Origin of the sequence: Mycobacterium sp. E1214 (assembly GCF_001666755.1) — a bacterium.
Taxonomy (GTDB): Bacteria; Actinomycetota; Actinomycetes; order Mycobacteriales; family Mycobacteriaceae; genus Mycobacterium.
The window spans coordinates 122729-134425 of record NZ_LZJC01000162.1 but is presented as its reverse complement, the minus strand read 5'-3'; the positions used below and the strand labels follow the sequence as shown (position 1 = coordinate 134425).

The window sequence follows — 11697 nt, the reverse complement described above, 5'->3', positions numbered from 1 at the left end:
GGCGCGCGCCGGGTCGGCGACGATGTGGCGCACGTCGCCGCTGCGGTACTGGCCGGTGACCACCGGGGTGGACGCGTCCCCACGCGCCTCGCACAGCGCGGTGGCCACCTGCCGGATCGAGATGGGCCGCCCGGAGCAGACGTTGAACGCCGAGAACCGGTCGGCCGGCGACGTCGCGGCCGCCAGGTTGGCCGCGGCCACGTCGTCGACGTGGACAAAGTCGCGCATCTGCCCGCCGTCCTCGAACACCCGCGGCGGCTCGCCCCGCTCCAACGCCGAGCGGAAGATCGCGGCCACCCCCGAATACGGGGTGTCGCGCGGCATGCCCGGGCCGTAGACGTTGTGGTAGCGCAGCGCCACCACCGCTGCGCCGGTGGCCTCGGACCAGGCCAGGGCGTAGTGTTCCTGCGCGGTCTTGCTGGCGGCGTAGAGGCTGCGGGGGCGCAACGGGGCGTCCTCGTCGACGAGGCGCCAGTGCAGCTCCTCGTCGCCGATCGGGCAGCGGTGCTCGAAGATCCCCGCATCCAGGTCGGCCCGCCGCCGCGGCAGCGGGTCGACGTCGCCGTGCCGCTCGCATCGGTACCCGCCCTGCCCGTAGACCACCATCGACGACGCCAGCACCAGGCGGGTCACCCCCGCGGCGAACATCTGCGCCAGCAGCACCGTGGTCGCCAGGTCGTTGTGCGCGCCGTAGGCCGGCGCGTCAGCGGCGTCGACGCCCGCCCCCACCATGGCCGCCTGATGACACACCACGTCGACGCCCTTCAGCAGCGGGGCCAGGGCCGCGGCGTCGCGTACGTCGACCCGGTGACACCCGTTGGGCAGCACCGGGTTCGGGCCGTGCGCGGCCTCCAGCAGCACGTCGACGCCGACCACCTCGTGGCCCGCCGCGCGCAGCGCCGCGGCCACCCGCGACCCGATGAAACCCGCCGCGCCGGTCAGCAACACCCTCATGGCAACTCGATGGGCAGCGTCACCCCGCCGTGCGGCTGGCAGTGCGTGCAGGTGCGGTCGGCGGCGACCCGGGCGATGGCCTGACGCACCAGCTCCTTGAACGGCCCGATGTTCTTCTCGAACTGCGCGAACACCTCCACCGCCGTCACGCCCTCACCGGCCGCCACCCCAGCATCCAGGTCGGTCACCAAAGCGATTGCGGCGTAACACATTTCGAGTTCGCGAGCCAGCACCGCCTCCGGATAGCCGGTCATGTTGACCAACGAGAAGCCGGCGGCGGCGAACCACCGGCTCTCGGCGCGGGTGGAAAAGCGGGGCCCCTGGATCACCACCATGGTGCCGCCGTCGACGACGTCGGGCAGCCCGGTGACCGCCGCGCGCAGCGTCGGGCAGTACGGGTCGGCGAAGTCGACGTGGATGCCGCCGGAGTCGAAGTAGGTGTCGCTGCGCCCGCTGGTGCGGTCGACGAGCTGGTCGGGCACCACCACCGCGCCCGGCCCGTGGGCGGGGTCCAGGCTGCCGACGGCGCACGGCGCGAAGATCCGCCGCACGCCGAGCGTGCGCAGCGCCCACATGTTGGCCCGGTACGGCACGGTGTGCGCGGAGAACTCGTGCGCCGGCCCGTGCCGCGGCAGGAACGCGATGTCGTGGCCGGCCACGGCGCCGACGGTGATCGGGGCGCTGGGCGTGCCGTAAGGGGTGTCGACGCTGACGTCGCGGGAGTCCGACCCGAAGAAGGTGTAGAAGCCGCTGCCGCCGATCACTCCGAGCATCCGACCATTGTGGTGCACGGCCCGCGGGCGCCGATCGGGGTGCCGGGCCCGCCGCGCGTACTGGCAGGATTGCGCCATGGCCAGTTTCGGGCAGTGGATTTCCGGTGCGCGGCCGCGGACGCTGCCCAACGCGCTGGCGCCGGTGGTGGCGGGCACCGGCGCGGCGGCGTGGCTGGGATCCGCGGTGTGGTGGAAGGCGCTGCTGGCGCTGGCCGTCGCGCTGGCGCTGACCGTCGGTGTCAACTACGCCAACGACTATTCCGACGGCATCCGCGGCACCGACGACGACCGCGCCGGCCCGGTCCGCCTGGTCGGGTCGCGGCTGGCCGCGCCGCGGTCGGTGCTGACCGCGGCGGTCGCGAGCCTGACCGTCGGCGCGCTGGCCGGCCTGGCGCTGGCGCTGTTCAGCGCGCCGTGGCTGATCGCCGTGGGCGCCGCCTGCATCGCCGGGGCGTGGCTGTACACGGGCGGTGCCAAGCCGTACGGCTACGCCGGATTCGGTGAGGTCGCCGTGTTCATCTTCTTCGGCTTGGTGGCGGTGCTCGGCACCGAGTACACCCAGGCGCTGCGGGTGGACTGGGTGGGCGCCGCGCTGGCCGTCGCGACCGGTGCGTTGTCGTCGTCGGTGCTGGTGGCCAACAACCTGCGCGACATCCCCACCGACGCGCAGTCACACAAGATCACCTTGGCGGTGCGGCTCGGCGACGCCCGCACTCGGGTGCTCTACCAGGCGCTGCTGGCGACCGCCGCGGTGATCACCCTGGCCCTGACGGCGGCGACGCCGTGGTGCGCCGCCGGGCTTCTCGCCACGCCGTTGGCGCTGCGGGCGCTGGCCCCGGTGCGGTCCGGCCGCGGCGGCGCCGCGCTGATCCCGGTGTTGCGCGACACCGGCCTGGCCATGGTGGTGTGGGCGATCGCGGTGGCCGCGGCGCTGGCCCTGGGAAGCTGAACCTCCCACGGCGTAGGGCGCGGGTGCGGTACCTTTGCGTCTGCTCGGGTGAGAGCGGAGGACGCAATGAAGCAGATTGCCGCGACCAGCGGGCCCACCAACGTCGGCCTGCTCAGCGTCGGGTCATACCGCCCGCAGCGGGTGGTCACCAACGACGAGTTGTGCGAGAACATCGACTCCTCCGACGAGTGGATCTACTCGCGCACCGGGATCAAGACGCGCCGCTTCGCCGCCCGCGACGAGTCGGCGGCGTCCATGGCCACCGAGTGTGGCCGCGAGGCCGTGTCCAAGGCCGGGCTCAGCCCGGCCGACGTCGACTGCGTGATCGTCGCGACCAGCACCCACTTCCTGCAGACCCCGGCGTGCGCGCCGGTGGTCGCGGCCCGGCTGGGCAGCACCGGCGTGCCGGCGTTCGACGTCTCCGCCGGGTGCGCCGGCTTCGGCTACGCGCTGGGGGTGGCCGCCGACATGGTCCGCGCGGGGACGGCGGCCAAGGTGCTGGTCATCGGGTCCGAGAAACTGTCCCCCACCGTCGACATGACCGACCGCAGCAACTGCTTCATCTTCGCCGACGGCGCGGCCGGAGTCGTGGTGGGGGAAACCCCCGAGCAGGGCATCGGGCCCACGGTGTGGGGCAGTGACGGCGAGCAGGCCACCGCGATCCGCCAGGACATCGACTGGATCGACTACATGGACGCGCCGGCGGGCCCGCGCCCGTTCCTGCGGTTGGAGGGCAGCGCCGTCTTCCGTTGGGCCGCTTTCGAAATGGGCAAGGTGGGCCGGCAGGCGATGGACGCCGCGGGCGTGCGGGCCGACGAGATCGACGTGTTCCTGCCGCACCAGGCCAACAGCCGCATCAACGAGCTGCTCGCCAAAAGCTTGGAGCTGCGCCCGGATGCGGTGCTGGCCAACGACATCGAGCACACCGGCAACACGTCGGCGGCGTCGATCCCGTTGGCGATGGCCGAGCTGCTGGCGACCGGCGCGGCCAAGGGCGGCGACCTGGCGCTGCTGATCGGGTACGGCGCGGGGCTCAGCTACGCCGCGCAGGTGGTGCGCCTGCCGAACGGCTGAGCGGGCGTCCTCACCCGTCGCCGGCGGCCTCGTCGGGCGCGGCGCCGTCCTGGTCCTCGCCACGCAGCCGGGCCTGCAACAGTTCCCGCTCGCGGCGGCGGCGCTCCCCCGCCACGGCCAGCGAGGCGGTGGCCCGCCGCCGCAACGGGCCGAACACCCAAATGCCGAGGGGCATCGCGATGATCAAGGCGAACAGGGTGGCGACGACGATCGGGAACTCGCGGATGCCGAGCAGCCGCGCCACCCCGTAGATGGCGCCGGCGAGCGCGACCACCAGCAGCAGCCGGGCCGCCGCGTAGAGGCAGACGTCGACGACCGCCCGGCCGGCGCCGCCGCCCGCAGCGGCGCTGGCATCGCTGGATCCGTGAGACACAGGGAGAGCCTACGGCGCGGGTATATTCGCTCCAAGGAGGTGTTGCGTGCTCTACCTGCTGCTCGTCGTGATTTTCGGGGCGCTGATCTACGCCGGCTGGCGCGCGTCGCGGTCTCAGCTGCACCGGACCAAGACGCGGGTAATCGGACCCGACGACGACCCAGACTTCTTGCGGCGCTTGGGCCGGGGGGACAACCCGCGCTGACGCCCGCTACCCGGTCAGGCCCGGGCGCTGTTCGCCGGGAAAGCCGTCGGCCACGAGTGCCGCGAGTTCGGTGAGCGCCTCGCGGGTGCCGCGCCGCAGCCGCTCCAGGTCGATCTCGGCGCCCTCGTCGAGATGCGGGTCGAAGGGCACCAGCTGCACCGCGCGGCAGCGCCGCGAGAAGTGGTCGACCACCTTGTTCATGTCGACCTTGCCGGGCCGCGGCCGCACCCCGTTGATGACCGCGATGGAATTGCGGACCAGGTCCTCGTGGCCGTGGGCGTCCAGCCAGTCCAGCGTCGCCGACGCGCTGCGCGCCCCGTCGATCGACCCCGAGCTGACCACGATCAGCACGTCGGCCTTCTCCAGCACCGACGACATCACCGAGTGCAGCAGGCCGGGCCCGCAATCGGTGAGCACCAGGCCGTAGAACCGTTCCAGGATGTCCAGGACGCGCGCATAGTCGTCGGCGCCGAACGCCTCCGACGCGGCCGGATCCGTTTCGGAGGCAACCACTTCCAGCCCACTCGGGCCCTTGGAGGTGTACCGGCGCACATCGCTGTAGCGCTCGATGGTGCCCGCGTCGTGCAGCAGCTGGCGCACCGTGGCGGCCGTCTCCAGCGGAATCTTCTGGCTCAGCGTGCCGCGGTCCGGGTTGGCGTCGACGGCCACCACCCGGTCGCCGCGGATCGACGCGAAGGTGGCGCCCAGCGTCGCCGCGATCGTGGTCTTACCGACGCCGCCCTTCAGCGACAGCAGGGCGACGCGGTAGCTGCCCCGCAGCGGCCGGTTCACCTGAGCCACCAGATTGTTGTGGCGGGCGGCGCGCGGGCTCTCACCCAGGTTGATCAGCCCGCCGGACAGCTTGAACAGCGCGCGCCGCCAGCCTTCCGAGGGCGGCGGCTTGACCGGACGCAGCAGCATGCCGGTGGACAGCTCCGGGTAGGGGGTGTGCGGGAGCGATTCCCGCGGCGGCAGGACCGGCGGGGCCGGCCGGTGCTCGGTGACCGGTCCGTCGTAGTAGGCGCCGTAGGCGGTCGGGTCGACCCGCGGGATCCCGGTCATCGGGGTGGGGTCCCAGGGCGGCATCCCGCCGGGCCGGGGCGGGGGCGGCGGCGCCATCTCGCGCCGCTCGGGTGCGGGCATCCGGCGCTCGGTGCGGAACCCGGCGAAGGCGCGGGTCGGCGCGTCCCCGCCCGGCTCGCCCGCGGGCTCGGCGTTCGGCGGCACCGGTCCCCGCGGCGGGAATTGGGTGGTGGGTTGGTCGGGCGTCCCCACGTCCCCCGTCGGATGCTCGCTCACGTGCACTCCCCCTCGTCGTGACTTGTCGTGACTTCGCTCGCTCTCACCCCACGCCCGCATACGAATGCAGGCCGACGGTGACCAGATTAACGAAGAACAAATTGAAGACCATGGCCACGAAACCGACGACGTTGATCCACGCCGCCTTGCGATCCCGCCATCCGGCCGTCGACCTGGCGTGCAGGTAGGCGGCGTAGACGACCCATGCGACGAACGACACCGTTTCCTTGGGGTCCCAGCCCCAGTACCGGCCCCACGCCTGTTCGGCCCAGATGGCGCCGAAGATCACCCCGAAGCCGAATACCGGGAACCCGAAGATCGTGGTGCGGTAAGCGATGCGGTCCAGCGTCTGCGCGTCCGGGAACCGCGTCACGATCCCGGCCAGCCGCCCGTCGGCGCCCGGCTCCCCCAGGCGTGAGGTGCGCAACAGGAACAGGATGCTGGCGATGCCGGCGACCAGGAACACCCCGGAACCCAGGCTCACCACCGACACGTGGATGGGCAGCCAGTAGGACTGCAGCGCCGGCATCACCGGGGCGGCGTTGGTGTAGAGCCAGCGGCCGGACACCGTGAGCAGGATCAGCACCGGCACCAGCAGGAACACCCACAGCGGGCGGTACTGCGGGCGGCGCAGCACGACCACCCCGGCGAGCAGGCCGCACATGCAGGTCAGGTTGATGAACTCGTACATGTTGCCCCAGGGCACCCGCAGGGTGGCCAGGCCGCGCAGCACGATGCAGCCCAGTAGCAGGCCGACGCCCAGGTAGAGCACCGCCTGCCCGGCCCGCCCGGCGCGCTCGTCGAGCGGGCGCGCGGGGGCGTCCTCGACCACGCCGGGGATGGCGCTGTCGGCGGCGACGGCGCCCGCCAACACCCGCTCGCGCCGGTCGGCGCGGCGCCCGCCCGCGTAGGCGAGCTCGACGGCCAGCAGCAGCAGCGCGATCACCAGGGCCACCACGGCCGAGGTGAACGCCCAGTCCGAGTAGCGGGCCAGGCCGATGTTGACGTGCACGGTGTTCATTTGACGTCCACCTGAGGACTCCTTCTGGACGCTGAGGGCGTCTCGGCGCGACCCGCGGCGTCGGCGTCGAGGGCCGCCAACAGCCGCTCGGAGAGCCGCTCGAACTCGTCGCCCCACCCGGAGTTGTCGGTCCGCGCCAAGCCGCCCAGTTCGACGTTCACCGTACCCGGCGCGCCGTCGGCCGGGCCCTCCTGCGGCGTCAGGCGCACCCACACCCGGCGGCGCCGGACCAGCAGTGACACCAGCAGGCCGCCCATCATCGTGACGGCGAACAGCAGCACCCACGCCTGCCCCGGGTCGTGCGAGACCTGCAGGTTGACGAACGGGACGGCGCCGTCGAACCGGACCACCGTGCCCGCCGCGGGCCCCTGGTCGATGCGGACCGACTGCCCGGCCCGCAGGTTGACCCGCTTCTCCTTGATCAGGCGGTGCTGCTCGATCAGCCGGGGGTCGAGGCTGAACAGGGATTGCGGCCGACCGGTGTCCAGCCCGGTGTCGCCGCGGTAGATGTCGATGGCCACCGCGGGCGCGTTCAGCGCGGGATACCGTGAGGAGAGCAGGGCGCCGTCGAGCTGCTCCGTCGGCGCCAGCAGGCCCTGGATGGCGATCTCGTGCTGGCGGCGCTCGGCGGCGCTGCGGTAGCTGCCGGCGGGCGGATCAACGCGCACGACGCCCGACGACAGCAGGGTCTGCGGGTTGTCGGGCCGCCACTGCACGGTCGAGGTGCGCAGCTGCCCGTCGGGAAAGGTCACGGTGAAGGTCGGCGCGTAGCCGTGGCCCTGCAGGTAGACCCGGTCGCCGCCCACCCGCAGCGGGTGGTTGACCTCCAGCCGGTAGCGCCGCCACGTGTCGCCGGCCAGGTCCCTGCCGGACTGGTAGTCGATGTCGGCGGCGAACGAGGTGGCCTGCCCGGACGGCAGGTAGCGCGCGTCGAAGTCGTTCACCCGGATGCACAGCGGGTGCAGGGCGGTGCCGTCGACGACGTTGCCGGCGCGGAACGAGTCGAACGCGGCCGGCGAGGCCGAGCAGAAGCCGGGGCCGCCGTCGGCGATGACGATGACGTTGCCCTCGTAGCCGAACAGCTTGCCGACGGCCACCGCGACCAGCAGGCCCAACAGCGAGAAGTGGAAGACGATGTTGCCGAACTCGCGCAGATAGCCCTTCTCGGCGGACACCTCGACGACCCCGGCGTCGGCATCCCCGTCGTGTCTGATCTCGGTGCGCCAGCCGCGCAACCGCTCCACCACCGCGTTGGCCAGGCTGTTGAGATCCTCGGGGTCGGCCGCCACCTGCGCGGCCGCGTGCTTGGGCAGCCGGGCCAGGTTGCGGGGCGCGGCCACCGGGGTGGCGCGCAGGTTGCGGGCGTGCTCGAGCATCCGCGGGGTCAGGCAGCCGACCAGCGAGATGAACAGCAGCACGTAGATGGCGGTGAACCAGAAGCTCGAGAACACGTTGAAGGCCTGCAGCCGGTCCAGCCACGGCCCGATCACCCGATGCGCCTTGAGGTAGTCGTCGACCTTGCCGGCGTTGAGGCTGCGCTGCGGCAGCAGCGCGCCGGGGATCGCGCCGAGGGCCAGCAGAAACAGCAGCACCAGCGCGGTGCCCATCGAGGTCAGCGCGCGCCAGGTGTTGCGGCACCAGGCCATGACCCGCCTCAAATCGGCAGCCTGACGTCGGAGACGAACGCGTCGCGCAACCACGAGGTGAAGTCGTTCCAGACCCCGGTGACCAGCAGGGCGCCGACCGCGATGAGCAGCGCGCCACCGAAGATCTGGATCGCCCGGGTGTGTCGGCGCAACCAGCTCAGCGCCCCCACCGCGCCGGCCGACCCAAACGCCAACAGCACGAACGGGATGCCCAGCCCCAGGCAGTAGGCGATCACCAGCGCGACGCCGCGCGCCACGCTGGCGCCGTCGGTGGCCGAGGCGACGGTGATGACGCCGGCCAGCGTCGGCCCCAGGCACGGCGTCCAGCCCAGCGCGAACACCGCGCCCAGCAGCGGCGCCCCGGCGACCGTGGTGAGCTGGCGCGGGGTGAACCGGGCCTGGCGTTGCAGCGCGGGCACCAGGCCGACGAACACCAGCCCCATCACGATGGTCAGCACCCCGCCGACCCGTTGCAGGAGCAGCTGGTTGGTGATCAGGGTCGTCGTCATGCCCAGCACCGCCACGGTGCCCAGCACGAACACCGTCGTGAAGCCGGCGACGAACAGCGCCGCGGAGCCCGCGACGCGCCACCGGGCGCCGGGCGGGGCCTGCGCGGCGCCCGCGCGGGGCTCCTCGTCGACGCCGACCACGGCGGCCAGGTAGGACAGGTAGCCGGGCACCAGCGGCACCACGCACGGCGAGGCGAACGACACCAGGCCCGCCAGCAGGCACGCCCCGACCGCCACCAGGAGCGGCCCGGCGGCGGCGAGCTGGGTGAAACCGCTCATTGCGGTCCCGGGGCCGGCTCCGCCTCGGCGGCGAGCTTGCGCACCTTGGGCTCCAGGTCGGACGCCAGCAGCTCCCGCAGGAACACCGCGGCCACGCGGTGCTGGCGGTCCAGGACCAGGGTGGAGGGGATGACGGTGGTGGGGTACTTGCCGCCGAAGGCGATCAGGGTGCGCATGGCGGGGTCGTAGATCGACGGGAAGGTCACGTGGCGGTCGTTGACGAAGTCGAGCGCCGCCTGCCGGTTGGTGTCGCGCACGTCGATCCCGAGGAAGGACACCCCGGCGTCGCGGGTGGCGTCGTACACCTGCTGCAACTGGGTGACCTCGGCGCGGCACGGCCCGCACCACTGGCCCCAGATGTTGATGACGACGACCCGGCCGGCGAAGATCGGGTCGTCCAGCGACAGGGTGTGGGCGGCGTCGGACAGGTCCGGCCCGGACAGGGGGCCGGGGCGGCCGCGGCGCGACGGCGGGTCGTAATAGATGTCGGTCTTGCCGCCGGGCGAGACGAACTCGAAGGTGCCGCCCTGGGCGACGGCGTCGTGGCCGGAGGAGCAGCCGACGAGGGCGGGAAGCAGCGCCAGCGCCGCCGCCCCGGCTATCGCCAGCCGCCGCATTCTCTACCGACCCGCCGGTTCGCTGTACTCGACGCCCGCCAGGCGGTCGCCCTCATACACCAGCGTGGTCACCGAGCACAGGCCGCACTCGCGCTTGCGGGGGTCGTGCCACAGGCGCTTGCCGGTGAGGTGCAGCCGCAGCGTCCACACCGGCAGCTGATGGCTGACGCACACCACCTCGTGGCCGGCGCCGCGGGCGCGGGCCTTATCCACCGCCGTCGTCATGCGGGCCGCGATCTCGGCGTAGGGCTCACCCCACGACGGGCGGAACGGATTGCGCAGCTGCCACCAGAACCGCGGGTCGCGCCACGCCCCGTCGCCGGGGCCCACGGGTTTGCCCTCGAAGAAGTTCGCCGATTCGATCAGGTCGGGGTCGGTGTCCACCGGCAGGCCATGCTTCGCTGCGATCGGCGCGGCGGTCTCCTGGGCCCGTTGCAGCGGCGAGGCGATGACGGCGACGATGTCGCGGTCGGCCAGGGCGGCGGCGACGGCGTCGGCCTGCGCCCTGCCCTTGTCGGAGAGGTGGAAGCCGGGCAGTCGCCCGTAGAGGATGCCATCGGGGTTGTACACCTCGCCGTGGCGGATGACGTGCACCCGGGTCTGCTCGGGCACTAGGCACCGTCCTTCGCGGCGTGGGCGGCGCGGGCCGCGGCGGGCAGGGCGTCGGCGATCCGGGCGAACGCGTCGTCGTCGAGCGCCGCCGAGACGAACCACGCCTCGAAGGCGCTGCACGGCGGGTAGACCCCGGCGTCGAGCAGGGCGTGGAAGAACGGCGGATAGCGCCACGTCTGGCTGGCCCGCGCGGACGCGAAGTCGGTCACCGGCTCGTCGGTGAAGAAGACGCTGAGCATGTTGCCGGCCCGCGGGATCTGGTGCGCGACGCCGACGTCGGTGAGCGCCTCGGACAGCAGGGCGGCCAGCCGGTCGGCGTTGCGGTCCAGCGCGGCGTACACCGCGTCGTCGGCGTTGCGCAGCGTCGCCAGCCCGGCGGCGACGGCCACCGGGTTTCCCGACAGCGTGCCGGCCTGGTAGACGGGGCCCAGCGGCGCCAGGCGTTCCATCACCTCGGCCCGCCCGCCGAACGCGGCGGCGGGCAGCCCGCCGCTCATCACCTTGCCGAAGGTGAACAGGTCGGCGGGCACCGGATCGATTCCGTACCAGCCGCTGCGGCTGACCCGGAATCCCGTCATCACCTCGTCGACGATCAGCAGCGCGCCGTGCTCGGCGGTGACCGCCCGCAGCGCGGCGTTGAAGCCGGGCGCGGGTGGGACCACGCCCATGTTGCCGGGGCTGGCCTCGGTGATCACCGCGGCGATCTGATCACCGAACCGGTCGAAGCTGGCCTGCACGGCCTGAATGTCGTTGTAGGGCAACACGATCGTGTCGGCGGCGGCCGCCCCGGTGACCCCGGGCGTGGACGGCAGGCCCAGCGTCGCGACCCCCGAGCCGGCGTCGGCGAGCAGCGCGTCGACGTGGCCGTGGTAGCAGCCGGAGAACTTGACGATCTTGGGCCGCCCGGTGAACCCGCGGGCCAGCCGGACCGCGCTCATGGTGGCCTCGGTGCCGGAGTTCACCAGCCGGACCCGCTCGACCGGGGCGACCCGGGCGATGATCTCGCCGGCCAGCTGGCTCTCGGCGGGGGTCGGGGCGCCGAACGACAGGCCGGTCGCGGCGGCCCGCGTGACGGCGTCGACGACGGCCGGGTGCGCGTGGCCCAGGATCATCGGGCCCCAGGAACTGACCAGGTCGACGTAGTGGTTGCCGTCGGCGTCGGTGAGCCGGCAGCCGTGCGCCGCGGTGATGAAGCGCGGCGTCCCGCCCACCGCCGTGAAGGCGCGGACCGGGGAGTTCACCCCGCCGGGGATGACGGCGCAGGCGTCATCGAACAGGCGCGCCGACGCGGCCACCACCGCCGACCCGTGCGCCGTCGACTGCTCACTGGTTGCCATGCCACCAGTGTCCCAGCCCCCGCGGGGGTTTCCACTACAGGGTGTAGCA

At 72.9% G+C, this 11697-nt stretch carries 13 protein-coding genes; 3 read left to right on the top strand and 10 right to left on the bottom strand.

The genetic code is table 11. The features are described from left to right. Positions 1 to 954, bottom strand: a 954-nt coding sequence (locus A5700_RS23035; RefSeq protein WP_068205044.1) for an NAD(P)-dependent oxidoreductase, incomplete at its 3' end; no start/stop codon positions are given. Further along, positions 951 to 1727: an S-methyl-5'-thioadenosine phosphorylase gene (locus tag A5700_RS23030; protein ID WP_068073683.1), complete on the bottom strand. Its 777-nt coding sequence runs from the start codon at positions 1725 to 1727 to the stop codon at positions 951 to 953. The genes A5700_RS23035 and A5700_RS23030, both read right to left, overlap by 4 nt. 76 nt (positions 1728 to 1803) lie before the next feature. Here A5700_RS23030 and A5700_RS23025 point away from each other — a divergent pair, with 76 nt between their 5' ends. Both A5700_RS23025 and A5700_RS23020 read left to right on the top strand, forming a co-directional pair. Then, positions 1804 to 2676: a 1,4-dihydroxy-2-naphthoate polyprenyltransferase gene (locus tag A5700_RS23025; RefSeq protein WP_068073681.1), complete on the top strand. Its 873-nt coding sequence runs from the start codon at positions 1804 to 1806 to the stop codon at positions 2674 to 2676. A 66-nt stretch (positions 2677 to 2742) separates the two neighbouring features. Then, a complete protein-coding gene (locus A5700_RS23020; protein ID WP_068073676.1) occupies positions 2743 to 3750 on the top strand; it encodes a beta-ketoacyl-ACP synthase III in 1008 nt (335 codons plus the stop codon). Positions 3751 to 3760: 10 nt separating this feature from the next. Here A5700_RS23020 and A5700_RS23015 read toward each other — a convergent pair whose 3' ends face one another. Continuing rightward, entirely contained in the window at positions 3761 to 4123 is a 363-nt protein-coding gene (locus A5700_RS23015) for a DUF4229 domain-containing protein (protein WP_068073674.1), read from the bottom strand. Between the two features lie 46 nt (positions 4124 to 4169). Between A5700_RS23015 and A5700_RS26340 the strand changes: the two genes are divergently transcribed. Further along, complete coding sequence (locus A5700_RS26340; RefSeq protein ID WP_156671385.1) at positions 4170 to 4328, top strand: hypothetical protein; 159 nt, start codon at positions 4170 to 4172, stop codon at positions 4326 to 4328. Positions 4329 to 4334: 6 nt separating this feature from the next. Here A5700_RS26340 and A5700_RS23010 read toward each other — a convergent pair whose 3' ends face one another. Genes A5700_RS23010 through hemL form a run of 7 tightly spaced genes read right to left on the bottom strand, consistent with a single transcriptional unit; the run spans position 4335 to position 11648 of the window. Next, positions 4335 to 5627, bottom strand: a complete 1293-nt coding sequence (locus A5700_RS23010; protein WP_068073711.1) for a MinD/ParA family protein — start codon at positions 5625 to 5627, stop codon at positions 4335 to 4337. Positions 5628 to 5670: 43 nt separating this feature from the next. Further along, positions 5671 to 6648, bottom strand: a complete 978-nt coding sequence (gene ccsB, locus A5700_RS23005) for a c-type cytochrome biogenesis protein CcsB (RefSeq protein WP_068073672.1) — start codon at positions 6646 to 6648, stop codon at positions 5671 to 5673. Further along, the gene (locus A5700_RS23000) at positions 6645 to 8294 is read right to left on the bottom strand and encodes a cytochrome c biogenesis protein ResB (protein WP_068073670.1); all 1650 of its coding nucleotides are present in this window, start codon (positions 8292 to 8294) and stop codon (positions 6645 to 6647) included. The genes ccsB and A5700_RS23000 overlap by 4 nt, the downstream gene beginning before the upstream one ends. 8 nt (positions 8295 to 8302) lie before the next feature. Continuing rightward, positions 8303 to 9082: a cytochrome c biogenesis CcdA family protein gene (locus tag A5700_RS22995; RefSeq protein ID WP_068073668.1), complete on the bottom strand. Its 780-nt coding sequence runs from the start codon at positions 9080 to 9082 to the stop codon at positions 8303 to 8305. Further along, complete coding sequence (locus A5700_RS22990) at positions 9079 to 9699, bottom strand: TlpA disulfide reductase family protein (RefSeq protein WP_068073666.1); 621 nt, start codon at positions 9697 to 9699, stop codon at positions 9079 to 9081. The genes A5700_RS22995 and A5700_RS22990 overlap by 4 nt, the downstream gene beginning before the upstream one ends. 3 nt (positions 9700 to 9702) lie before the next feature. Next, entirely contained in the window at positions 9703 to 10311 is a 609-nt protein-coding gene (locus tag A5700_RS22985) for a histidine phosphatase family protein (protein WP_068073664.1), read from the bottom strand. Next, a complete protein-coding gene (gene hemL / locus A5700_RS22980) occupies positions 10311 to 11648 on the bottom strand; it encodes a glutamate-1-semialdehyde 2,1-aminomutase (protein ID WP_068073662.1) in 1338 nt (445 codons plus the stop codon). Before hemL ends, A5700_RS22985 begins: the two co-directional genes overlap by 1 nt. Between the last annotated feature and the right edge of the window lie 49 nt (positions 11649 to 11697).

Bases quoted from the DNA above. Each gene is read 5' to 3' on its own strand.
- A5700_RS23025 (WP_068073681.1), top strand. From the start codon at position 1,804: ATGGCCAGTTTCGGGCAGTGGATTTCCGGTGCGCGGCCGCGGACGCTG.
- A5700_RS23020 (WP_068073676.1), top strand. From the start codon at position 2,743: ATGAAGCAGATTGCCGCGACCAGCGGGCCCACCAACGTCGGCCTGCTC.
- A5700_RS22995 (WP_068073668.1), bottom strand. From the start codon at position 9,082: ATGAGCGGTTTCACCCAGCTCGCCGCCGCCGGGCCGCTCCTGGTGGCG.
- ccsB (WP_068073672.1), bottom strand. From the start codon at position 6,648: ATGAACACCGTGCACGTCAACATCGGCCTGGCCCGCTACTCGGACTGG.
- A5700_RS23030 (WP_068073683.1), bottom strand. From the start codon at position 1,727: ATGCTCGGAGTGATCGGCGGCAGCGGCTTCTACACCTTCTTCGGGTCG.
- A5700_RS22990 (WP_068073666.1), bottom strand. From the start codon at position 9,699: ATGCGGCGGCTGGCGATAGCCGGGGCGGCGGCGCTGGCGCTGCTTCCC.
- hemL (WP_068073662.1), bottom strand. From the start codon at position 11,648: ATGGCAACCAGTGAGCAGTCGACGGCGCACGGGTCGGCGGTGGTGGCC.
- A5700_RS23000 (WP_068073670.1), bottom strand. From the start codon at position 8,294: ATGGCCTGGTGCCGCAACACCTGGCGCGCGCTGACCTCGATGGGCACC.